This is a genomic window from Paraburkholderia lacunae, assembly GCF_003353175.1.
Classification (GTDB): Bacteria; Pseudomonadota; Gammaproteobacteria; order Burkholderiales; family Burkholderiaceae; genus Paraburkholderia; species Paraburkholderia lacunae.
In genome coordinates this window covers 32,698-56,094 of sequence record NZ_QHKS01000024.1, presented here as the reverse complement: position 1 = coordinate 56,094, position 23,397 = coordinate 32,698, and the positions used below count along the sequence as shown (strand labels likewise).

At 59.8% G+C, this 23,397-nt stretch carries 23 protein-coding genes and 1 pseudogene; 15 read left to right on the top strand and 9 right to left on the bottom strand.

Annotated elements, in window-relative coordinates; all coding sequences use genetic code 11:
• Positions 1 to 66 precede the first annotated feature (66 nt).
• A complete protein-coding gene (locus DLM46_RS29145; RefSeq protein ID WP_115106332.1) occupies positions 67 to 336 on the bottom strand; it encodes a MoaD/ThiS family protein in 270 nt (89 codons plus the stop codon).
• Between the two features lie 560 nt (positions 337 to 896).
• On the opposite strand from DLM46_RS29145, the pseudogene DLM46_RS41165 reads away from it, so the two are divergent.
• The 6 genes and pseudogenes from DLM46_RS41165 to DLM46_RS29120 form a co-directional block, all read left to right on the top strand.
• Positions 897 to 1,184: pseudogene (locus DLM46_RS41165) on the top strand (hypothetical protein); the annotation flags it as partial.
• 216 nt (positions 1,185 to 1,400) lie between these two features.
• Positions 1,401 to 2,627 carry a tetratricopeptide repeat protein gene (locus DLM46_RS29140; RefSeq protein ID WP_244306412.1) on the top strand — a complete coding sequence of 409 codons (1,227 nt, stop codon included), beginning with the start codon at positions 1,401 to 1,403 and terminating at the stop codon, positions 2,625 to 2,627.
• A gap of 156 nt (positions 2,628 to 2,783) precedes the next feature.
• A complete protein-coding gene (locus DLM46_RS29135) occupies positions 2,784 to 3,035 on the top strand; it encodes a hypothetical protein (RefSeq protein WP_115106327.1) in 252 nt (83 codons plus the stop codon).
• Positions 3,036 to 3,286: 251 nt separating this feature from the next.
• Positions 3,287 to 3,853, top strand: coding sequence for a TetR/AcrR family transcriptional regulator (locus DLM46_RS29130; protein WP_115106325.1), 567 nt, complete (start codon positions 3,287 to 3,289; stop codon positions 3,851 to 3,853).
• Positions 3,854 to 4,023: 170 nt separating this feature from the next.
• Positions 4,024 to 4,449, top strand: coding sequence for an organic hydroperoxide resistance protein (locus DLM46_RS29125; RefSeq protein WP_115106322.1), 426 nt, complete (start codon positions 4,024 to 4,026; stop codon positions 4,447 to 4,449).
• 39 nt (positions 4,450 to 4,488) lie between these two features.
• Entirely contained in the window at positions 4,489 to 5,517 is a 1,029-nt protein-coding gene (locus DLM46_RS29120; RefSeq protein ID WP_115106320.1) for an alpha/beta hydrolase, read from the top strand.
• A gap of 165 nt (positions 5,518 to 5,682) precedes the next feature.
• Here the strand turns inward: DLM46_RS29120 and DLM46_RS40565 are convergent, their stop codons facing one another.
• From DLM46_RS40565 to DLM46_RS29100, 4 genes are all read right to left on the bottom strand, one after another.
• Positions 5,683 to 5,889, bottom strand: coding sequence for a hypothetical protein (locus DLM46_RS40565; protein WP_115105828.1), 207 nt, complete (start codon positions 5,887 to 5,889; stop codon positions 5,683 to 5,685).
• A 329-nt stretch (positions 5,890 to 6,218) separates the two neighbouring features.
• A complete protein-coding gene (locus DLM46_RS39660) occupies positions 6,219 to 6,377 on the bottom strand; it encodes a hypothetical protein (RefSeq protein WP_165848077.1) in 159 nt (52 codons plus the stop codon).
• Positions 6,378 to 6,560: 183 nt separating this feature from the next.
• Positions 6,561 to 7,370, bottom strand: a complete 810-nt coding sequence (locus DLM46_RS29105) for a transglutaminase-like domain-containing protein (protein WP_115106314.1) — start codon at positions 7,368 to 7,370, stop codon at positions 6,561 to 6,563.
• A 24-nt stretch (positions 7,371 to 7,394) separates the two neighbouring features.
• Positions 7,395 to 8,270 carry a transglutaminase family protein gene (locus DLM46_RS29100; protein WP_115106312.1) on the bottom strand — a complete coding sequence of 292 codons (876 nt, stop codon included), beginning with the start codon at positions 8,268 to 8,270 and terminating at the stop codon, positions 7,395 to 7,397.
• Between the two features lie 424 nt (positions 8,271 to 8,694).
• Here DLM46_RS29100 and DLM46_RS29095 point away from each other — a divergent pair, with 424 nt between their 5' ends.
• From DLM46_RS29095 to DLM46_RS29070, 6 genes are all read left to right on the top strand, one after another.
• Entirely contained in the window at positions 8,695 to 9,012 is a 318-nt protein-coding gene (locus tag DLM46_RS29095; RefSeq protein ID WP_115106310.1) for a hypothetical protein, read from the top strand.
• A gap of 287 nt (positions 9,013 to 9,299) precedes the next feature.
• Positions 9,300 to 9,485, top strand: a complete 186-nt coding sequence (locus tag DLM46_RS29090) for a hypothetical protein (protein WP_115106307.1) — start codon at positions 9,300 to 9,302, stop codon at positions 9,483 to 9,485.
• Positions 9,486 to 9,752 carry a DUF1488 family protein gene (locus DLM46_RS29085; protein ID WP_115106305.1) on the top strand — a complete coding sequence of 89 codons (267 nt, stop codon included), beginning with the start codon at positions 9,486 to 9,488 and terminating at the stop codon, positions 9,750 to 9,752.
• A 166-nt stretch (positions 9,753 to 9,918) separates the two neighbouring features.
• Positions 9,919 to 10,845 (top strand): LysR family transcriptional regulator, encoded by a 927-nt coding sequence (locus DLM46_RS29080; protein ID WP_115106302.1) that lies wholly within the window; start codon positions 9,919 to 9,921, stop codon positions 10,843 to 10,845.
• A 204-nt stretch (positions 10,846 to 11,049) separates the two neighbouring features.
• Positions 11,050 to 12,303, top strand: a complete 1,254-nt coding sequence (locus DLM46_RS29075) for an MFS transporter (protein ID WP_115106300.1) — start codon at positions 11,050 to 11,052, stop codon at positions 12,301 to 12,303.
• 153 nt (positions 12,304 to 12,456) lie between these two features.
• Positions 12,457 to 12,840: a hypothetical protein gene (locus DLM46_RS29070; RefSeq protein WP_244306407.1), complete on the top strand. Its 384-nt coding sequence runs from the start codon at positions 12,457 to 12,459 to the stop codon at positions 12,838 to 12,840.
• A 641-nt stretch (positions 12,841 to 13,481) separates the two neighbouring features.
• Here the strand turns inward: DLM46_RS29070 and DLM46_RS29060 are convergent.
• The gene (locus tag DLM46_RS29060) at positions 13,482 to 15,296 is read right to left on the bottom strand and encodes a methyl-accepting chemotaxis protein (RefSeq protein WP_115106295.1); all 1,815 of its coding nucleotides are present in this window, start codon (positions 15,294 to 15,296) and stop codon (positions 13,482 to 13,484) included.
• A gap of 578 nt (positions 15,297 to 15,874) precedes the next feature.
• On the opposite strand from DLM46_RS29060, the gene DLM46_RS29055 reads away from it, so the two are divergent.
• Positions 15,875 to 17,260 (top strand): sensor histidine kinase, encoded by a 1,386-nt coding sequence (locus tag DLM46_RS29055; RefSeq protein WP_244306406.1) that lies wholly within the window; start codon positions 15,875 to 15,877, stop codon positions 17,258 to 17,260.
• Positions 17,257 to 18,270 (top strand): response regulator, encoded by a 1,014-nt coding sequence (locus DLM46_RS29050; RefSeq protein WP_244306405.1) that lies wholly within the window; start codon positions 17,257 to 17,259, stop codon positions 18,268 to 18,270. Before DLM46_RS29055 ends, DLM46_RS29050 begins: the two co-directional genes overlap by 4 nt.
• Before the next feature lie 34 nt (positions 18,271 to 18,304).
• Here DLM46_RS29050 and cqsA read toward each other — a convergent pair whose 3' ends face one another.
• Both cqsA and DLM46_RS29040 read right to left on the bottom strand, forming a co-directional pair.
• Entirely contained in the window at positions 18,305 to 19,594 is a 1,290-nt protein-coding gene (cqsA, locus tag DLM46_RS29045) for an alpha-hydroxyketone-type quorum-sensing autoinducer synthase (protein WP_115106289.1), read from the bottom strand.
• A 513-nt stretch (positions 19,595 to 20,107) separates the two neighbouring features.
• On the bottom strand, positions 20,108 to 21,076 hold the full coding sequence (locus tag DLM46_RS29040; protein WP_115106287.1) for a LysR family transcriptional regulator: 969 nt from the start codon (positions 21,074 to 21,076) through the stop codon (positions 20,108 to 20,110).
• A gap of 119 nt (positions 21,077 to 21,195) precedes the next feature.
• Between DLM46_RS29040 and DLM46_RS29035 the strand changes: the two genes are divergently transcribed.
• On the top strand, positions 21,196 to 22,053 hold the full coding sequence (locus DLM46_RS29035; RefSeq protein ID WP_115106284.1) for an oxidoreductase: 858 nt from the start codon (positions 21,196 to 21,198) through the stop codon (positions 22,051 to 22,053).
• Between the two features lie 934 nt (positions 22,054 to 22,987).
• Here the strand turns inward: DLM46_RS29035 and DLM46_RS29025 are convergent.
• Positions 22,988 to 23,266 (bottom strand): hypothetical protein, encoded by a 279-nt coding sequence (locus DLM46_RS29025; protein WP_115106461.1) that lies wholly within the window; start codon positions 23,264 to 23,266, stop codon positions 22,988 to 22,990.
• Positions 23,267 to 23,397: the final 131 nt, after the last annotated feature.

Below are 23,397 nucleotides of genomic sequence, written 5' to 3'. Positions count from 1 at the left end.
CGCCTACTCCGATCCCATGCAAAGCTGTTGATCAGACTGCAAAGCTCGAATACGGATGGGACATCCTTATCCGCCCGACAGCGCCTGTACGACGTAAACCCGGCTTTCCTCGCCGAGCGCATCGGACAGATGTTGTCGGTCGCGCACCCGCCGGCCGTCGACAAACACGACGAGATGCCTTCGCAACGAGCCCTGATCGTCAAGGATATAGCCGCGCAGTCGAGGTTGCGCGGCGAAGACGGCCTCGAACGCTTCGCCGAGCGTGCGCGCGTCGATCTCGCGCTCAGGCGTTGCGATATGCCGCTGAATCGAAGCCGCGAAGAAGATATGCGCCATGGTGGGGTAGCCGCGCGGAGTGGTCGTGTCCGTTGGTTCTGTAGTTTAGGCGATCCGCGGTGTGCTTCGGGACATCGCCATACATCAGACGATAGGTTGCGCCTCCGAAGCAGCCGCTGTGGTGTCGCGAGTCCGAAATGTAAAATCCCGGCGCGGGGAACGGGATGACGTTGTTGCGCGAGATGGGCCGCGCGCTATGGGGCCCGGCGTCGAAGACGTCAAGTGATTGAATGAGATCCATGGGATGCGGCAGGGCCACTGCAGTTGTTCAACACGGTTTCTAGAGTAGACCTCTCGATATAAAGGCAGTGCAAAAATGCGGCAGGCGGGCGAACAAATACCAGGACAGCTTAGCGTGATGACGTGCGAAATTCGGCCAACCCCGCGGCGGCTGTTGCGAACGTGTGGGGCACGACGCGCTCAGGATCGAGCACGGCAGGCCGCGTAAGGCTGCAGGCGGCCAGGAACCCGCCACCGAAACCTGACCTGCGGCCTTCCTTATCCGCTTCAACACAAGACAGCCGCTGGGGCATACCTATCTTGCGTAGCAGTCGAAAACGATGATTAACCGGCTCGGCGCTAGCGGGAACACTTTGGTGTTTCCATACGCAGGTAACCGACGCTGCCATCGCTTCGCTCCGGCGACTCGCTATAGGCGATCCCGTACAATGAGCCGCTTCCAATCTCGCGACAGATCGCACGTTGCTCCAGCCTCCAGCGCTATGAATCACGATATCGAACACGCTCTCGTCGCCGCGCAAGAAAACCTCACGGCCGGGCGACTCGACGACGCCACAGGTCTGCTGCGCAGCATTCTGGCGAGCATCCCCGATCACGGCGAAGCGCTTGCAGGCCTCGGTTATATCGCCGCCAGGCAGGGCGATCATGCACGCGCAGCGGAGTACCTGATACAGGCATCGGCGCACATGTCAATGTCTGCGGATCAACTGAACTTCGCCGCGCAGGTGTGCCAGTTGGCGCAGCGTCGCGACGCTGCGATAGCGCTGTTCGAGCGCTGCCTGACCCAGTTTCCGAATCATGCTGCCTCGTTGCATGGTGTCGCAATGTCGCTGATACAGCTTGGCGAATCGCAGCGGGCACTCGAGGTGTTGGTGCATCTGTGCAAGATCCAGCCACAATCAGCCGAAGCGCATTACAACCGGGGAACGCTGCTCGGTGCGATGGGACGCTATGAGGACGAACTGGATGCCTACCGGCAGGTGATCGCGCTCAAGCCGCGCTTCGTACGCGCATACGTCAATCTAGGGGTCGCGCTGCGAGATCTGCGGCGCTTTGATGAGGCATTGCTTCAATTCAAGAAGGCGCTTTCGATCGATCCGAACGACGCCGGCGCACGCACCAATCGAGCTCAGACGAATTTGCTGCTGGGCGAATTCGAACACGGCTGGCGCGAATACGAATGGCGTTGGCGCGATGGCACCTGCAGCCACGGTTTTCCGCAGAACACCCTATGGACCGGCACCCAACCGATAGATGGCAGGACTATCCTCGTTCATCATGAGCAGGGGTTCGGCGACACGTTGCAATTCGTGCGCTTCGTAGATCGGCTCAGTGCAGCTGGCGCTCATGTCGTGTTACGTGTTCAGGATGCGCTGCTGCCGCTCCTCCAGAATTATCGAGGTGCGGCCGAAGTCATCGGTGAGACAGGACAAGTGCCACGTTTCGACTATCACATTCCAACCCTGAGTCTGCCGTTTGCGCTCAAGGTTCGCGAACCCGATCTCGCGCTATCCGGTCCATATGTGCAGGCAGACGACACGCTTGTCCGTCAATGGGACGATTTGTCTGCCGGCTCCATTCGACGGCCGAGAATTGGAATCGTGTGGTCGGGAAGCCGGACGCATCTGAATGATCACAATCGGTCCATTTCGCTCGAGCAACTGAAGCCGATGTTGGATGCCGACGCAGATTTCTTCGCACTACAACCGGATGTACGCGATAGTGATCGCGCGTGCCTCGCGCAGCTTGAACAGCGCGGGGTGCTGCGCGATGTTTCCGGGCGGCTCACCACGTTCGCTGAGACTGCTGCGCTGATCGCTCACCTCGACCTCGTCGTCAGCGTCGACACAGCTGTTGCGCATCTGGCGGGGGCGCTTGGGAAACCCGTATGGATTGCCTTGCCGTTGATGCCGGACTGGAGATGGCAACTCGACCGAAGCGATAGTCCGTGGTACGCAACGGCGCGGTTGTTTCGACAAACGAAGCGAGGCGATTGGACTGGCGTAGTCGCCGTGCTTCGCGCAGAGATCGACGCATTGCCGGGCGCCTGAATGGCGACCGGCCCGACTGGGAGCATCCCGCACGCAGGATATTGACCGGCGCGCGGTTGCCCCAGACGAGGCGCCGTCGTACTGGATGCGAGCGGTGCTCTCAAACTGTCCTGATGCTTATCATGCGTACCAACCTTACAGGGAACAATCAGCGTAATGAAGAAGACGAGAATTTCGATCATCCTGTTCGTGCTGGCCGTGCTCAGCCCACTGGCGCGTGCGAGCCTGGCTACAGGCGCCCACGAGTTCAAGAACGATGTCAAGACTGCAGCAAAGAAGAGTGGGCATGCTGTGCGCGATGCCACGCACGCGGTCGGCCACGGTGCGAAGACGGCTGGCCATGCCGTCGGCGATGCAACAAAGCACGGCTATCACGCGACGAAAAAGTTCGTGACGGGGCACGAATAAAGGTAAGCCGAACATGCCTCGACGGTGTATCGCACGGTCAGACTCAGGTTGGACGGCCGCTGCGGCATCAGTCCAGCTGAAATGACTGCCGGGTTTTCGACTGGACGTGCGCCGAGGGTCGTGAACCCGGTTTCGTCAGTCGTATCTGCCCCATCGCTCGCGTTGCCCCGCACCTTCGTATTGTCGTACTCAGCAAAATTTTTCGACCGAGCCGCTTGACAGTCTATCTATGAGTAGATATAGTTCGATCCATGGAACCGACAACGACAGTGCGCGAGCAGATCCTCGACCATGCAATCACGCTCATCATGCTGCGTGGTTACAACGGGTTTAGCTACCGTGACCTGTCCAGTCTGGTTGGCGTAAAGACCTCGAGCATCCATTACTACTTTCCGTCGAAAGACGACCTGGTACTGGAAGCGGTCAACGAGTACAGCAAAGAGGTACTCAACGGCCTCAACGCCATCGGCGCTTCGTTGCCTGCCGATGCCAAGCTGAGCAAGTACGCGAAGCTGTTTGGCAGGACACTCGGTGACGGCAATCAGATCTGCCTGTGCGGCATGCTGGCCGCCGATATCGAGTCGCTGCCCGACAACATCCGGCAAGCGGTGCAGGCGTTTTTCAAGGCCAACGAAAACTGGTTGGCCAAGGTTCTGGCGCAAGGCGCGCAGGAGCATACGCTGGCAGTGAACGGCAAACCGGAAAACGCCGCGCGTGCCCTGTTTGCGGCTTTCCAGGGTAGTGTGCTGGCAAGCCGACTGTTCCACACCAAGGCTCGACTCGAAGATGTCGAGGCTTCGGTGAGGATTGCGCGATAACGCAATCGATGTGAGGTGGTAAGCCACCTCTTTGTTTTACCCTTTAATCTATCTTTGAGTAGATAGATTAAAGATGAATGCGCTGTCGAATCATCCGTTTTTTTACACATAAATCTATCTAGTAGTAGATAGCAAAATCTAATTGTCACCTTCCTTAAAGGAGCTTCACCATGTCACTCGAAAAAGTCCTCTACCGCGCCCATGCCCACGCCACTGGCGGCCGCGACGGCCGTGCAGTCGTCCCCGCAGGTAACCTCGACTTCAAATTGACCACGCCCAGGGAATTGGGCGGTGCGGGCGGCGAAGGAGCCAATCCCGAACAGCTTTTTGCCGCCGGCTATAGCGCCTGCTTCCTTGGCGCGATGAAGTTCGTGGCCGCGCGCGACAAGGTCGCCATCCCCGCAGACGTCTCGATTGACGGCAGCGTCGGCATCGGCGCAATTCCGAACGGCTTCGGCATCGAAGTCGAACTGAAAATCTCCCTGCCCGGCATGGCGCGCGAAGCGGCACAGGCACTCGTCGACAAGGCGCACATCGTCTGTCCGTACTCGAATGCCACCCGCGGCAACATCGACGTCACCCTCACGATCGTTTAACCACGCGACGCGCCCAATCGACTCGCATAGGACCAAGCCATGAAGACATTCAAGCCCTTGCTGCTGGCCGCCGTACTTGCGGCCAGCACCACCCTCGCCGTCGCCGCGAGCCCGGCAACACCCACCTCGCCCGATCTGGTGACCAGCCAGTTCCTCCATGCGCTGAACAGCGGCACCGGACCGGCAATCAACACGTTGACGCCGGCGCAAGCGCGCCAGGTTCTGATCGGTGCGCAGAACAGCGTGAAGGTCGATCTGTCGGGCATCGAGGTGTCGAACAAGACCGTCGAGCAGGACGGCATCACCGTGCCGATCACGATCGTGCGGCCGCAAGGCGCAACAGGTACGCTGCCGGTCTTCATGTTCTTCCACGGCGGCGGCTGGATCCTTGGCGACTTCCAGACCCACGAGCGGCTGGTGCGCGACCTCGTCGTGCAATCCGGGGCCGTGGCGGTGTTCGTCAATTACACGCCGTCGCCCGAAGCACGCTACCCGGTGGCGATCAACCAGGCGTACGCGGCCACCAAATGGGTCGCGGCCCATGGCAATGAAATCGGTGTCGACGGCAGCCGCCTCGCGGTAGTGGGCAACAGCGTCGGCGGCAACATGGCCGCGGTCGTCTCCTTGATGGCGAAGAACAAGCAGAGCCCCGCAATCCGCTTTCAAGGCCTGATGTGGCCGGTGACGGACAACGATTTCAGCGACGGCTCGTACAACGCCTATCCGGAAGGTCATTTCCTGACCCGGCCGATGATGAAGTGGTTCTGGGATGCTTATACAAAGGATCCGAAGCAGCGTAACGAGATTTACGCTTCACCGTTGCGTGCTTCAGCGGATCAGCTGAAAGGCCTGCCGCCGGCGCTGATCCAGGTGGCGCAGTTCGACGTGCTGCGCGATGAAGGCGAGGCCTACGGTCGCAAGCTCGACGCTGCGGGCAATGAAGTCACCACGATCCGCTACAACGGTACGATCCATGACTTTGGCCTGCTTAACGCGCTCGCCGCAGACGCGCCGACCAAAGCTGCAACCCGGCAGCTTGCGAACGAGTTGCAAGCGCGTCTGAAGTAAGCCGCGCAACCCTGACCGCGGCGCACTTGCATAACAGCATGGTGCCGCGGCTATCAGAGCATTTCTCTGCTGCCGTCTCCTTACTCGCGTCGGTCCGGTTGGCTGCTCCCACCGGCTCCAGCGCCTGATGTGCTCCGCCTGTTGCATCAGATCACCGAGACCCCATCACTCCTTTCCCCCACCGTTGATTCCGCTCCCACTTCGCCATACCTGCTTTCCCCGCTCGGAGAGCTCGCCGCAACTATGCTCCGCGTCGGCCTCCGTCCCCTCTATCGCCATTTCGCCGCCTGCCTGTTCCTGCGCCTTCTGCTTCTGCCCGTGCCGCGCTGCCACGGCTTCATCGTGCGACCTGCCTGCGTAATTCATGGTCATTTCGCCAACTCCTCCAAAAAACAGCCTTTTGCAACCAGCCAATCTGCCGAGCGCACGTCATTTCTCAAACGACAATCCCAATTGCTTGCGTAACCTGTCCAATACATGGTGCTCACCCATCCAACGGATCTCCCGCTTCCGCAGAAGGCTGCGCCTGTATCGCCGCAGCGACACGCCGAACATCAGTGCCAGCCCGACCGCGATGCCCCACATTGCGTACGTCATATCATCCTTTTCAATCTGTTCTCGCTTTACTTCAGGCGACAGACCGCGCGATAGAGAAATAGCACGCGCGCGCCCCAGCGCTTCCAAAGATCATGTTGAATCACTCAGTGCTTATGGCGCATCCAGTCCCGGATCGGATGCGTATCCAGCCAACGGGCAACCGGCTCGCTTTTGTGCGCCCGCCCGTACCGTATCGCGGCAAATATCGCGACGCACAGCACCACCACGATCCCCACTACAAAACTGATCATTGACTGGCTCATGGCAGCCTCCCTTGAGGTCAGAACCATGCTTATATTTTAGGTAACCAGAGAAATAGCAGGAGCGATCTTCATACAACGCTCCTTGTTTCGCGCGAACCTTGTCGCGCAGTTGCATAGTGCGATGCAGGTGCGCTGCTACTCAGCGGCTCCAAGGATGACGTCGACGGCGGCCTGCCCGGCCGATCACCCCACCTCGGGCGCGCAATGCACGGTGAAATTCACCAGCTTTGCCGGGCCGAAAGTGTTGCTTATCGCGACATCGGCAGCATCTCGTCCGCGGGCCATCAACACCCGTCCGGTGCGCTGCACGTTGTTGCGCGGATCGAATGTCTGCCAGCAGCCGCCGACATACGCCTCGAACCAGGCCGCGAAGTCCATAGCGCTATAGGGTGGGGCCACGCCGATGTCACTGATATATCCCGTGCAGTAACGCGCCGGAATGTTCATGGCCCGACAGAATGTGACTGCCAGGTGGGCAAAATCGCGACACACGCCCCGTCGCTCGTGGTAGACCTGCCACGCTGTTTTGGTCGATCGGGCAAACTCGTACCCAAAGACAATATGGCGATGAACAAAATCACAGATCGCTTGCACCCGATCGCGGCCGGGCGGCGATTTGCCAAAAAGCTGCCACGCGGCATCGGACAACAAATCGGTCTCGCAATAGCGGCTACCTAGCAGAAACACCATGCATTCGTCAGGCAATTCCTCGACCGGATGCTGGTAACCGTAAGGCTCCCGCTCTTCGGGTTGGTCGGAAATCTCAAGCAACGCGGTCGTCGACATTTCGATTCGACCCGGCGGTGCGACGAGTCGGCTACAGAGATTGCCGAAACCATCCCGATACTGCAGGATGGTCACCGATGGATCGACGACAAGTAGATCCGCCGACAATACATCCTGCACGCGCGAGTAGTGCGTGTTCAGCATCAGCATCATCGGGGTGTACTGCACGCACTCGTAGATCAGTTCATAGCCAACACGAAGTTTCATTGCAGCGGCCTTTCGCAAAAAGATTCAACAGCGGTCCTCGGTGACACTCACTTCGACATCCAAACCGCGAAACGACTCTGGCGTCCCTGTCCAGGTTCCCCACAAGGGCAAGGCCTGATGCTGATCCCACGCCACGGCTACCCGAATCAGGTGCTGATTTCCGATAATGCTGTTGGTCGGATCGAAATCCACCCAGCCCGCGCCCGGCAGGAAGATTTGTAACCATGCGTGTGTGGCCCCTCCTCCTTGAGTGGTGTCGTGATCCGGGACAAAGATGTAGCCACTTACGAACCGTGCGGCGAGACCCAGGGAGCGAGCTGCGTCGATCATGAGAACGGCGAAATCGCGGCAGCTGCCACTTCGACGGCACAACGTATCAGCCGGGCGGTAGACACCCTTCTCCTCGCGCCGGACATAAAGAAATCCGTCTTTGATCTCCGTCGTCATGGCGCGCAGGAGCGCCATCGTCGACGTGTTGCCACCTCGCGCAATGAAACTGCGCGCCCACCTGTCGACGGCCGCATCAGGGTACCGGCGGCTCCGCGCATTCACGAGATCTGTGGCCTCCTCGTTGGTGTACGCGAACGGCCAGGTCGCGGCATAAGGCTCGATCGCATATTCGGGCAGTGGCGCTTCGTAGTGCTCGAGCGTGACCGTGCTATCGAACAGGAGCTGAGATGCCTCGTCGGAGAACGTGGCGATTGCGACCGAATTGTCGAACACATCGTGCAGCCAGTGCAGGCGGGCGGGTGTCGGCGTAATGCACAACTGTGAACTCACGAGACGCAGGTCGTGGCCGGAGCGTGGGCGAAACATCATCCGATGCGCACCGAAACTCACTGGCTCAGAATAGCGATAGGTGCTCTTATGTCGAACAGTGAGGCATCGCGGCCCACTCATGTCGTTCTACCTGATTCAAGCGTCACTGCTGCTGTCGAAACCTGCTGTAACAGTGTGATCGGGCCTTCAACTTCATGAAGGACATGCACAGCGTCTTAACCGACTTTTCCAGCTCGGGTGAACGATTCGACGGGTATTTCTTCCAGCATACACGGATATAAAAAGTTGAAAGTCCTCATTTTGAGTTTTCTGATGGAACACCGCGGCGTCACGGAGTAGCATCGGCAGATTGCGCGATGCGATTCCTCGCGCTTGCTGTAGTAACAAGGCAAGGACCGGTAAACGGGGCGGTGTTGCGAAGAACCTGAGGAGCGTCGGAAAGTTGGTGCGGACGGAAGGGTTGGTCGATGCGGTGACCGATAGTTAGCGCTTCTTAAGCACAACAGGACTACACTCGAAACAGGACAAACCCGGGAGCAGTACCATGGTTGAAGCTACCCCCAAAAGCACCTTTCACGGTCTTCCATTGACTACGGAGCAGGACGCAGAAGTCAGGCACTACATCAAGAGGAAGAGGCAGCATGGCGCTCCGTGGAACACGCCGGAGTTAGAGGCCATGCTTGACGACATGCTGGAGCCCCCGGGCGACGAAGACGGAGGATCCGGCGCAACTGTCAACGAAACCAGGGCGGCCACGGAACGCGCGACAGCTTCTGTCGACGAGACAATGGAACCCATTGAGGCATGCGAGGAGCGCAATGCCGCCATGGAAGCCGAGGGAATGAAGGGGCCCAGGCACTAGATTCCGGCCGGTCCGCGGGCCGGCGTCGGGAACCCCACCGCGTTCGGCTCGTGGCCAGAGTCTGTCAGGGACCAGAAATCGCAGCGATTGCCGCATTTGTTCAGACTACTTCTGCAGGAGCGCAAACCCGGGCGGCGCTGTAGGGTTCGGCCCGGCATTCGGTGCGCAGGAGTTGTTGCAGGCGGTAAGCGCGCAAGCACCCGATCGCGCCTCTCATACGGGGTGCCGTCCGCGAAATGCGGTTGTCGCATCGGCCTCGATATTTGAAATTTTTTATAGGAACCAGCATGCCAAAGCAAACCAAAGTGTATTCGCCTTCACCTAGCAGGCACAGCGACTTCGTCGTCACGCAGAAGGCGCGCGCCGCTGCACTGGAGAAGGCGGAAAACGAGCGCGCCCAGAAGCGGCGCGACAGTGATGCCCGCATCAATGTCAACGCGAGCAAGTGGCGATATTCCTGTTCCGGTGAGTAGATGGGAAAAAGTAGCGTGGTGATCAACTTTCCTAATCCCAGTCGCATCTACGACGCTTCAAGACACTGTGTGTGCTTCTGGGGCTACGACAATTCTCGCGAGATTGCCTTTCTGGTCGACGATGCGATGCTGACGAAGCTGAACCCTGACATGGGTTCTGACGAGCACGCGTTGCTGGCAGCCTTCGACCGCAACCGCGACCGAATTCTGGAACTTGCCAGAAGCCTTTATAGCGGTGGCCCCCAGAACAGGTACACGATCGCGTGAATGAAGGGGCTCAGGTCCTTTAGCGGTACAAGAGTCAATCTGGACATCAGCGTTCCATCGCAATTCCGCAGCCAGATTACGTTTCTCCGGCATGAGCGGCACCGCACGCCGGTCCGTCGCACGGTAGACTTCCGGAAACAATCTCGCTCCGGACTATTGACGCGACATGGACCGAATCGACGCGATGAAAGTGTTTATCGCAACGCTCGACGAAGGCAGTCTGGCTGGCGCGGGGCGTCGGCTTGGCCGCTCACCCGCGGCAGTGAGCCGGGCGATTGCCTTCCTTGAAGAGCATACGGGCACGGCCCTGCTCCATCGCACCACGCGGACCATCAAGCTTAGCGAAGCGGGCAAACGTTACGCGTCAGCGTGCCGACGCATCCTGACCGACCTCGAAGAAGCCGACATGCTGGTTGCGCATGAGCGCTCGGCGCCGCGCGGTCTGCTGACGGTCACTGCCCCGGTCGCCGCTGGCGAGGACCTGCTGCGGCCGATAATCGACGATTTTATCGAGCGCTTTCCAGCCGTTTCGGTTCGCCTGCAACTGCTCGACCGGCCAGTCAGTCTGATCGACGAGGGCATCGACGTGGCGCTGCGCATTGCGCATCTGCCGGATTCGACGCTGATCGCCATACCCGTCGGTGAAGTTCGACGCGTCGTCGCGGCATCCCCCGGGTACCTCGCCAAACATCCACGCATCGACGAGCCGGCTGATCTCGCTCACCACCGAATCATCTCGATGACGCATTTCGGGGTGGACTCGTGGACCTTCCCGACGTCGAGCGGCTCGCCGATACCTCAGGTCGTGCAGTTCACGCCGCGTTTCATCGTCAACACTATCCGTGCGGCTGTCGCTTCGACGGTTGCCGGCCACGGCGTCACACGAATGTTCTCCTATCACCTCGCCCAGGAGATCAAGGAGGGATCGCTGAAGATCGTCCTGCGCGATAGCGAGCAGGCGCCGCTACCGGTTCATCTCCTGACGCCGCATGGACGCCTTTCGGTACCGAAGGTACGCGCCTTCGTGGATTTCGCCGCGCCCCGCCTGCGCCGGCACTTCAAGCAGTTGGGGCTCGTTACCGATGCCGATTGAATCGCACGGCGGAAGAATGTCTTCCGCATGTCGGCGATTCTCCCTCCAATCGATTCAATCTAGAGTGGCCCCATCAAAGACGGGTGCCTGTTGTTGCCTCCTGTTCTCCGGTAGCGGGGATGACTACAGGATGTTGTTCGCGGTCGGCACCGCTTCATTGGCGCTCGCGCTTCCTGTCGATCTGCTTCCTGCGCTGAGGACGAAATGAATCAAACCGCTCACTCTCCATTCCCGCCTGCGCGCCAGCCGGCGCCGCTCGGCTATGCCGAACGCAACGAGAACTACTGGCGACGCAATCTGGCCGTCTGCGTGTTCGGTTCGTTCACCACGCTGGTTAGTCTGAGCATGCTGTTGCCGTTTCTGCCGCTCTACGTTCGGCAACTCGGTGTCGAATCGCAGTCGGCGATCATCGAATGGTCGGGGGTCGCGTTCGGTGCGACGTTTCTCGGGACAGCCATCACCGCGCCGCTCTGGGGACGTCTTGCCGATCGGTACGGCCGCAAGCCCATGCTCGTTCGGGCAGCGGTAGGCATGGCCGTGGTGATGTCGCTGATCGGCGTCGCCCATACGGTCCATCAACTGGTCGCGCTGCGCCTGATCGCGGGGCTGGTGGGCGGCTACGCGTCTGCCGCCACCGTCATGGTCGGCACTCAGGTGCCCCGCGACCGGGCTGGCTGGGCGTTGGGGATTCTCTCGACCGGCGCGCTCGCGGGAAGTCTCATCGGACCGTTGGTTGGCGGCGTGTTGCCGGGATGGATCGGAATTCGCGGCACCTTTTTCGCCGGCGGAGCGATGATCGCAGTGGCGGCCCTGCTCACGATCGTCGTCGTCCAGGAGGATTTTCATCCGGCCGACGCCGGGGGGCGTGCAGCCAACAGGACGGCAGCGCCGACTCATCGCACGAATTACGCCATCGTAGCTGCGCTCCTCGCGACGGCGATGATGGTTCTGCTTGCGAATATGTCGATCGAGCCGATCATCACCGTCTACATTGGCGGCCTCGGCGTTCGCGCTGATCACGTGACTCGCATTGCGGGCGTGGTGATGGCGTGTTCCGCGTTAGGCAGCATGCTGACGGCAGCCCGGCTCGGCGCATTGGCCGACCGCATCGGTGGCTGGAACGTCATCATCGGCTGCCTGGTACTCACGGGGTTCGCGATGATTCCTCAGGCCTTCGTCACCCAGTGGTGGCAACTGGGCGGATTGCGGATGCTGATGGGCATGAGCCTCGCCGGGCTTCTGCCTGCCATCTCCAAGCTGGCCAGACATTCCGTGGATGAAAGCAAAACGGGGCAAATGCTCGGCTATCTGCAATCCGCCCAATTCAGCGGTCAGGTCGTCGGTCCGGTGATTGGCGGGCAGATCGGTGTGTACCTCGGACTGCATTCGGTGTTTTTCGTCACGGGTACCTTACTGATTGCCTGCGCGGGCCTCGCCCAATGGGCGCGGACGCGCTAACCGTCGAGGCTGGGCAGCGGAGCCCATTCGCGCCGGTCCCGCCGGTCCTTTTATAGGTGTCCCGTCGGGTTGTCGATAACGCGAGACTCAAGCATCGGTGTTTGCGCGCCGTTATACGAGTTACAACCGCAAACGCTCCGACAGGACAAGGCCATGAACGACAATGAGCATCTTAGGCGCGAGTTCTATTTGAACACCGCGTCCTATTGCAGGGTAATGGGCGTTGTCTCGGCCGTAACCTTGGGCCTCTACCGGGTGGAGGGCGGCGGAACGGTTGGTATGCTTTCCGTCCGTTGGGAAAATCTGGGCAACGAGGTCGTACCGCAACTGCACGCCTACTACGACAGTTGGTCGGTTCTTGCTTCGTTCTCTGATGTTCTCGCCCGACTGAGCGAACTGGCCGGGGCACCATGCTCTCCCGATACCTTCTGTCAGATCCTGCTGGACTGTGGATTCGTCAATCGAGCCGAGCGGGGATTGGCTGACGACATTCGACTGTCTCCGCAAGAAGACCCGGTTCAGGGAAAGGGGGCTTGAGCGCGCGAAGTTTTTTTGTTCAAGCAGAACGCCTCACTGATATTGGGTGCTTCCGCGAGGAGTTTGTTGCCGCCGGCCTGGTCACGCCGCTCAAGGGGTGCCATTGCATCAACGGCGTAAGTTGAAATCAGGATGGCGGACTATTACGTTGCCGTGCCCGCGTTGGACGTGCTTCCGGCAGGCGCGTCTGTCAATCGCGATTACAACGGCGAAACGCACGGTGTCGGTCCACGCATTACGACGGTGACTGAGTGCAGCCTGCGTTGCTCTATCAATCACGAAACATCAGTCTTAAAAGAAAGGAAATCGCAATCATGTCAGTAACGGTTCACGTCGAATATCAGTATTGCCAGCATGGCAAGAAAGCGGTGCAGACAGGAAACGACCTCGTAACCGTGTCAGAGAATACCAACAGCGCGATCCTTGCTATGTTACGGCTCCTGCATCCGCATTGGGAGTCGATCAAGGTGCTCTCTGCGTCTCCTGCGACGTCGACAGCAACGACGCCAGGCAACTAGCCGCGTTATCGTTGAAGTGGCGGCAACGCATCAAGGGGGGCGCTGCACCTTCGGTCAGAAAACAGTCGGACGTCTGCGCGGCGGAAGCCGCGCAGTTAGCGTCGTCGGAGCGCATTAAGCGCATTAAGCGCGTGCGTCGGCGTGGCGCAGCCTGAACAGCCCCACGATGCGCGACAGGCCGTGCGCCTGCTCGTTCAGCGTCGCGGAGGCGGCGGTCGATTGCTCCACGAGGGCGGCGTTTTGCTGCGTCGCCTGGTCCATCTCGGCAACACTGCGGTCGATCTGGCTGATGCCGGCGCTCTGCTCGTTCATCGCGCCGTCGATTTCGCCGATGACGCGATTCACGCGATCGATCCCTTCGACGATTTCCTGCATCGCTGCGCCGGCCGCCTGTACACGCTGCGCGCCCGTGCCTACGCTGGCTTCCGAGGCTTGAATCAAGTCCTTGATCTCGCGCGCGGCGGTCGCGCAGCGCTGCGCCAGCGTGCGCACTTCGCCCGCCACCACGGCGAATCCGCGGCCGTTCTCGCCCGCCCGTGCCGCTTCGACGGCAGCGTTCAGCGCAAGGATGTTGGTCTGAAACGCGATGCTGTCGATCACGCTGATGATCTCGGTAATGCGCGCCGAGGACCTGGCGATCTCGTCCATCGTGCTGACTGCGCTCGTCACGACTTCGCCGCCGCGCGCCGCCGCCCGGCTCGCCGAGGTCGCCAGCCGCGTGGCCTCCATCGCGGACTCGGCCGACTGCTTGACGCTGGCAGTCAACTGCGTGAGCGCAGCCGAGGTGTTCTGCAGATTGCTGGCGGACGTTTCCGTGCGCTGCGACAGATCGCGATTGCCCATTTCGATTTCGCTGGTCGCCGTCTTCATGTTCTCCACGCCGGCCCGCACTTCCAGCAGCACCGTGCCGATCTTGTCTACGAAAGCGTTGAACGAGGCGGAAATCTGCGCCACTTCGTCGCTGCCGACCACAGGCAGGCGATGCGTGAGATCGCCGCTGCCCGAGCCAATGGTATCCATCGCATCGCGCACCTGCGAGAGGCTGCGGAACGAATGCGAGGTGAAGAATGCGGCAATGCCCACCGCCGCCAGCGTCAGCAACACCATCGCCACACCGAGCGCTTGCAGGACGTTGGCCAGACCCGCCGTGGCCTCCGCCTTATCGAGCGCGAGCACCAGATACCAGTCGGTGCCGTGCACCGGCTGCGCCTTGAGCAGCTTCGCAACCCCGCCCAGATTCACTTCCAATGGCGCACCGGCTTGTGCGAGCGAGGCCAGCGCGTCCGGCGTGAGCGCTGCGGAGATGTCGGTCGCCTGCTTGAGGATCAATTTGGCATCCGGATGCGCGATAACCTGACCGTCGCGCGTCACCACGAAGGCCAGACTCGAGGGCGTCGGATGCACGGCGGCGACCACTTCGCGCACCCCGTCGAGCGGTACGGCGCCGCTCAACGCGCCGGTCGGCTCGCCGTTACGGATCATCGGCGCGGAAAACGAGACGTAGGGCACGCCCGTCGACGCGTCGCCATACGGTTTCGTGACAATCAGCGTGCCGGCCGCGACGGCCGCCTTGTACCAGGGCCGCGCGGTCGGGTCGTAGTCCTTGGGCGTGGTGCTGCTGGTCGAGAAAAAGGTCTTGTCGGCCCACCCGACTGTGGTAATCGGGAAGCCGTCCGCGCGACTCATATGCTTGACGAAGCCTTGCGGATCGCCGTGCTCGACCTCTTCGGCGGTCGCCGTCACGGCCTGCGCTTTGGCAGCCACCCACTTGTCGATGGCCAGCGTATTGGCGCCGGCGATGGCGCTCAGGTTCTGCGCGATGGTCTCCATCGTGTTGGCGCGCACGGTGATGTAGGCGGCGGCTCCCGAGAGCGCTAGCGCGCCGATGACGGTAGCGGAGGAAATGATCAGGATGCGGGTTCGGAGTGAGGAAATCATGGTTTCCGTAAAGAGTGGAAAGGTGCTGCACGAATCGGAACGCCTGCTGCGACACTTCGGCACGACCCGAGCCGCGCCACGGTTTTAGGGCCACCTTCACGGACTACGGCGAAAAAAGGGAGAACTTGAGGCGCGTGGCGGGCGGCGGGGGCGGCGCGACGCCAGGTTTGGCCAGGCGCAGAACATAGGGGGAGGACGCGCGCTATGGTTTCACCGCGTAGGACGCGAATCGAATATGAGCATTTGCAAAATCAACCGTTCCGAGGTGAATGAAGCGCGCCACATATCGGGGAAAATATCGCGTGGTTCCAGCCTCAATAACGAACCACCATTTGATTCGATACGCATACAACCCAGCTCATTCTTCCCCCAGTTACAAGACCATGAACGCGGATAACCGTGGGCAGAGCGGTTGAACGCAATTATTTGCCGTGACATCGGCGCCACCTTAGGTCAAGATTTGCGCCGGGGCCGCGGCAAATAACTTCGACAGGTTGGTAAATTGGGGCGCACAAATGCGCGCACCACATAATCCAGATGATGCCGCGTGAAGCATCCACAGTTTCAACGCCGGAACCTTGCCTGAGAAACCGGGTAAATCCTTTATTCTGGAAGTAATGGACACAACGAGAATTCCTCCTCGGGACGCCCGCACGTTGGTGCCGATCCGCCTGTTCCTCGCCCAGCTGTTCGCTCCTGCCTTGCGAAACCTGCAATACGTGAGCCGCCGGATGCGCCCCTTCTCGATCATTGCGGTCGTCGGCTTCCCGCTCTATTACTACATCTGGAACGATCTTTTTCCCCAGCCTTACGAAAACCTGCCGCTGCGGCTGGTCGGCTCCGCGCTGTTTATTCCGATTCTATTTTCCGACCGCTGGCCGTCGTGGGCGAAAAAGCTCATGCCGTACTACTGGTACGCGGCAATCTTTTACTCACTGCCGTTCTTTTTCGCGTTCATGCTGTTGAAAAACAATGGCTCGGACGTCTGGGTCGAAAGCGCGCTGATTGCTGCTTTCGTCATGGTGTTGCTGCTCGACTGGCTCATGCTGCTGCTCAATTTCCTGATCGGCATTGCGCTCGCGTACCTCGCCTATTGGGCAACAACCGACGTTGTCAGCGTGAATACGTCGTATCTTGTCCATCTGGCGATTTTTTCGTTTGCGATAGCGATTGGCGTCATCGCCAACTATGACACGGAGCGTATCCGGGTCGAGCAGGAACGGGCCATGCTGGCAACCGCCGGCAGCATCGCCCACGAACTGCGTACCCCGCTACTCGCAATCCGCACCGGCGCCGCGGGCCTCGGAAGCTACCTGCCTTTGCTGCTCGAAACGTACCGCATCGCTCAAGACAGCGGGCTAAGTGTTCCCAGGATCCGCGCCGCTCACCTTCATTCCATGGACGGCGTACTCTCCCGCATCGAGCAGGAGGCCGTTCATTCCAATACCATTATCGACATGCTGCTCGCGAACGCACGGTTCACCGACGGGCATTCGCAGCAGGCCATACATTGCTCGATCAGGCAATGTGTGGAGACCGCGCTCAATCGCTATCCATTTCGCGCAGGAGAGCAGCAACGGGTGCTCACGGATGTCGTCAATGACTTCACGTTCGAAGGCTCGAGCATGCTGGTGGTCCATGTGCTCTTCAATCTGCTGAAGAATGCGTTCCGCGGAATGGCAGATGTCGACAGCGCTCTGATCTCGATCCGGCTTGCGCCCGGACCACGCGCGAACCAACTCCTCTTTCGCGATACCGGCGTCGGCATCGCATCCCATGTACTTCCCCACATCTTCACGCGCTTCTATACGTCGTCGGCTGAAGCAGATGACGCCTCTGTCGGCACCGGCATCGGCCTCGCCTTCTGTCGTGACGTCATGCGCGTGATGGGCGGCTCCATCGACTGTACGTCTATCGAGTCCATGTACACCGAGTTTGTGTTGACCTTTCCCCGGCCACGATGATGGATACGATCAAACCATTCTATTTTCCGACAACGGTCACGTTCGTCGACGACAACTCTGCATTCCTGTCGAATCTGTGCCTGCAACTCGAACCGAACCTTGCCTTCCGGCTCTTCAACTCGTCAAGGGAAGCCCTGCGGTTCGTCAATGAACGCCCTCGCCCCGGTGCGCCTCGCGACCAGATCTTCGCTCCATACCGGGACAGAACCGATGAGGACGAAGCTCAGCAGGTCATCGCGATGAGCGTCGACACCGTCCGCAATCAGGTGTTCGACAACGACCGGTTTCAGGCGGCATCGGTTGTCGTCGTGGATTACGACATGCCAGGGCTGAATGGTCTTGAATTCTGCCGACACATTGCCGACCCTGCCGTACGCAAGATTATGCTGACCGGGAAGGCGAACGAGCACATCGCGGTGGAGAGCTTCAACGAAGGCATCATTCATCGCTTCATTCGCAAGCAGGACGCATCGGCCATCAGTGCTTTAAATCGCGCGGTGCGCGATATGCAGCAGGCATACTTCGATAACAGGTGTCGGTCCATCCTCGACACGCTGGTGACATCGGAATATACGTTCCTGCGTGACGAAGCGCTGGTCGCGCGGGTACGCGAACTCTTTGATTCGCTCGGTATTGTTGAACATTACCTTTCATACTCGCCAAACGGGCTACTCATGCTCGACAGTACCGGCAAGTCCTATCTGCTGATTGTCCACACGAACGAAACACTGAGGGGTCTGCGTGAAATAGCCAGCGTACAAGGCGCACCCGCGAGCTTTTTCGACGCCCTGGACAGTGGCGGAAGTTTGCCGCACTTCTGGCAAACCAGCGGGTACTGCCCTGCGGACGGCATCGCGTGGGAGAGCTATATGCACCCGGCAACACGGTTTACAGGGCAACAGACTTACGTTTATGCCGTGATTCCCAACCCGCCCGGGTTCGATCTGAGCCACGTGCTGAGTTACGACCGCTACCTCGAGTGGCTGGACCGCGACATGCAGAAAACATGAAGTTCACACATGTGAACTCCATGTCATGCCGCTATCAAACCGCTAACGCACTGTCTGCCGTACTTTGCTCGTGGCTGTGTCCGCAGGACGACAGCCGGTCTCCAAGGCGCCGGGTGGAGGGCCATCTGTCAAGCTCGACCTCGCCGCGAATGTCACGACAGACGCTCACAATCCTTTCGATCTGAGGGTCGGTCAACGCAGCATGGATCGACAACCGGATCAGCGCACGATTGCGCGGCGTCGCCGGTGCACAAAACACGGAACCGAAAACGCCCCGTGACTCCAATGCATCGCGTAACACGATCGTGCGCTGTTCCGTACCCGCTTCGAGCGCGATGATCTGACTCTCACCGGCATTCAGGTTATACCCAAGCTCCCTTAACCGCTCCCGCAGCCAGGCGGCATTCGACGCAAGTCTCGTGCGCCGTCGGCCGGCACCTTCGATCACCGACAGCGTCGCGTCCAGCCCACTGATCTCATGAGGCAACAGCGTGGAGCTGAAGATCGCGGGATTCGACTCGAACTTGAAGTACTCCTGGAAAGCAGCTGGACAGGTGATGAAGCCGGCCCGGCCGACAAAAGCCTTCGCAAGACTTGCCGTGCGGAACGCGACACGAGACTCGAGTCCAAGTTCGACAACAAGTCCCGCTCCACGCGGACCATGCGTGCCAAGCGAATGCGACTCGTCGACCACGAACACGCACTCATGCATTTCGCATACATCTGCGAGCACGACAAGCGGGCATACGCTGCCGTTCGTGCTGTAAACCGAGTCCACCAGCACGACCCCTTGCCCATACCGCGCGATCTGCTGCGCGAGATGCGCCGCGTCGTTGTGCCTGAACGGTATCGGGATCGCGCCCGCACTGCGGATACCTTCCCACAACGACATGTGCGCCATCATGTCCACGTAGACGGGCGTTTGTGCCGAAGCGATCGACTGGATCAGCCCGATATTCGCCGCATAGCCGGACTGACACAGCACCCCGGCTTCTGCGTGCATGAAAGTCGACAGCCGGTTCTCGAACTTCAACTGCGGGCAATCACCGTGCAGGAAGATGCCCGACATCAACAGTCCGTTGCCGTCCGAACGCAAGGTTCGGCTCATACTGCGAATGATGTCGGGATGACGCGCGATCGCGAGATAGTCGTTGCTCGACAGATGCAGCGCATCCGGTCCCGGGATGCGACCGCGCATGATGTGCCCGCCTCCCCACGTCTGCGCTACCCGCTCCCGGTAGTATTGCTCGATGCGCGACGCCACAAAGGCAGGAAGCGATGGTGAGGTATGGCTTTTTTTCACGCTGTCAAAAGCGGCTTTCATTTCGGCTCCTAAAGGTTAGCTGCTGCCCGTAGCGGACAGCAGGTCCATAGTGAGCCAGTCATTTATTCTCCGTGTGGCCTGTCACCCATGCATCTGCCTGCGGTTCAACGGATGCCCCCGTGGACCGACGAAACTGTGCTGCGAAGGCGATCCGCGCGCGTGCAGGCAACGGTGCCCATGAGCGTCTCTGACATTTGAACCATTGATCTACCGGTGGAAGGTTGACGCCCGGAGTCACCGACCTTTCCAGACGTGGTCAATGGCTTCGTGGTGTTCAGGCAGCGGACACGAACGGCCGCTGCGGAGATATTCCGATGTCCGGTGAGCGTCGCTTGATGCGTATTGCATAATCTATCGCCCGACTGCTCCGTTCGAAGCGCGGTGTGAGCAAGTTCGGACACAAGCGGCCGTTCGCCCACGGGCTCTCGCGGACATTCAAGCGTCCGCTCGGTACCAAAGCGGCCTCCTGTTCGACGACTGTGCTCGTTGCGTCCTCTGCCAAAGCAGCAACGATCAACGTCTCCTCGCTGCGCGTTCCTGCTGCAGCGGCTGCCCAGCGCGAAGCTCGGACGGATCGAGGAAGAAGTTTCGGTTGCCGGCCATGCGCTCAACCATGAAGTCGATGAACGTCTTCACACGCAACGACTGTTCGGTTCGATGCTTATAGTAGATATAGATCATGCCGTATTCGGTGACGTGTCGCGTCAGTAACGGAATGAGTCGGCCGCTTCTGATATGAGTCGTTGCGTTGAAGCTACCCAACTGCCCGATGCCGAGCCCCGACAGGACCGCCTGCGTTTCCATTTCCGTGTCGTTCACGCAGATGGCAGCGGGCACGTCGCGATAGACGATCTCATCGCCGATACGGAACTGCCACTGCGCGAGCTTGCCCGTGTTTGCGCGCCGGTACCCGGTGCAGCGATGCTGAGCCAGTTCCTCGATGGTCCGTGGCGCGCCGTTGCGCTCGATATATTCCGGCGATGCGCACACGATCAGCTGGATCGGCACCAGTCGGCGTGCGATCGAGCCGCCCGATGGCGGCGGTCCAGCGCGAAATCCCACATCGGAGCGGTCGGCCACGAGATCTGTGAACTGATCGTCGAATTGCACTTCGAGTTGCACGTTCTGATAGAGCTTCTGGAATTCCTCGAAGTACGGCCACAGGACCGGGAGCCCGAGTGCGCGCGGCGCGCTCACGCGCAGCATGCCGCCCACTTCCTCCTTCGAGCGCCGGGCCTCGTCGAGCGCAGACGACAGAATCGCGAGCGCCGGCTTCACGCTGTCGAGAAGTCGTTCGCCTTCCTCTGTCAGGCTCAGCTTGCGCGTGGTCCGATGGAAGAGCCGCACGCCCAGTTCCTTCTCCAATTGCATCACCGCATGGCTCGCCGCCTGCGGCGAGATGCCTTGATCGACCGCCGCGCCCCGCAGGCTTCCGAGCGTCGCGGCGCGTACGAAAGTGGTGATCGCACGAATTCCGTTCATTTCCGGGGCTCCAGATTCGCAAATAAAGGTTGATTATCACTCCAGTAGTGGACGGCTAGTTTGTGTCAATCGCCGCGCCTACCATGGCATCACCTCATCACACACGTAGGAGAGACATCATGGCTGACGTCCAACAAGGTGGTTTCAAGCGCGTATGGTTCATCACCGGCGCGTCGCGAGGCATCGGCGCATTGATTGCCGAAGCGGCGCTCGCGGACGGCAACGCGGTCGTGGCCGCCGGACGTAACGTCCCGGCCATCGTCGAGCGTCTTGGCGACTCGGTTGCGTTGCTGCCGGTTGAGCTGGACGTGACCAACGAGGCCCAGGCAAAGGCGGCCGTGCAGGCGGCGGTCGGAAAATTCGGCCGCGTCGACGTGCTGGTCAATAACGCCGGCTTCGGTCTGCTGGGTGCGGTGGAAGAATCCGCCGACAAGGACGTCCGTCGCATGTACGACACGAACGTATTCGGCTTGCTGAACGTCACGCGTGCTGTGTTACCGACGATGCGCGCGAACCGCTCGGGCCACGTGATCAATATTTCATCGATTGGCGGCTATCGGGCCGCAGCGGGATTTGGCGTGTATTCGTCGACGAAGTTCGCCGTCGAGGGCATCACCGAAGCGTTGCATGCCGAGTTGAAACCGCTAGGCGTTCACGCGACAGTTGTCGAGCCAGGGTATTTTCGAACGGACTTTCTGGATGCGACTTCGCTGGTCGTTGCGCCGGACGTGATCGACGATTACGACGAGACCTCCGGTGCGGTTCGCCGCAAGGCCGTGCAAATGAATCACAACCAGCCTGGCGACCCGATGAAGCTTGCGGCAGCAATGATCAAGCTGGTCGACGCGTCGAACCCACCGTTGCGCCTTCCGCTTGGTACGGACACACTGGCTGCCATCGCTGCGAAAAACGCTTACGTGACGCAGGAAACGGATACGTGGCAGTCGCTGTCGGCATCGACTGACTTCGCTACCTGAGTGAGGAAAGCGGCGGCTCGGCATTGGTTCAGCCGCTGCCGGCCTGAATGACCGTTGTAGCCTGGCAGTCGTCGTTTGGTATACGGCGGCGGGAAGGGCTGCAATGGGTCGGACTCGATCCTTCATCGAACTTCTGAGTTCGGCCAGGAAGTGACTCTGGGAATTGGCACGGAAATCGTTGACAATAGCCTGAGAATTTTAATTAACGTGAAATCCCGGAAACCGCTGAAATCGGCATGAAATCGACCTTTGAACAAAAGTCTACGCTTCCGGTAAGCGCCACCGAAGTGTGGCGCCGTGTGACAACACCGGACGGGATTAACGACGAGTTGCTTCCATGGTTGCGGATGACCATCCCGCTTGATTTGCGGGGTAAAGCAATCAATCAGTTGCCGACTGGGCGTTGTCTGGGCCGGAGCTGGTTCCTTGCGCTCGGTGTCTTCCCAGTGGACTTTGACGATATAACACTGGCCGAGGTGGGGCCAGGGTATAGGTTTAAGGAAACGTCACGCATGCTTGGGATCCGAATGTGGGTGCACGAACGGACGGTCCGTGACATAGGCGGGGGTAGCGAAGTGCATGATCAACTGACGTTTGAATTGCGTCGACCTGGTGCGTGGATACCGGGATGGCAGCACCTTACGACGGGTATCCTGAAGTTTCTGTTTCGTCATCGTCATGCGCGATTGGCCCGATGGGCAGCGACCAGTGTTCGTTAGATGAATGCCTGGGCCGTCTCCCGAGAAGCGTGCGTCTGCGGCATGAAAACTTGACGATCGCCCCGTCGGGTCTGGAGGTTCTACATCGGGCAGAGTTCGGCCAAAAGCTGTCCTTGACCGTTACATTTCGCTTGATCGCTTTCACTTATCGCATCGAGTGAAGCCATGAAGTCATAAGCGTTCTTCACCGATAGCGGCGCTCGAATGCGCGCTACTCACTGGCCAATCACCACCTGAGGGCTGATGATGACGGCTGGAGGAGGTTGATAAATCACGGCGGGAGACGGCCCGCCCTTGCACTTGCTCTTCTCCTTGTATTCGCCGTTTCCTTTCCATTTGCGCTCAACCTTGCACGCCCCATCCCAATATTCTTCCTTGTAATCCCCACCGTGATGTTTTTCATCCTTCCACGGGTCGGCATGAGCACCAAGGGACACGACGGCGAGCAGGGCGGGGAGCAAGGCGCTCGCCAGCAATTGGCAGGACACTTTCATGGCGGATATGGAGTGGGTCGTCAAGCTAGCAGGTTAGCGACTGGCTTATCGGCAATGTGTATCAATGGGTTACTGTCGGTAAAGATTCCATACGACGTTAAGCGCGCAGGCATGCCCGCAACGTCCGCTCT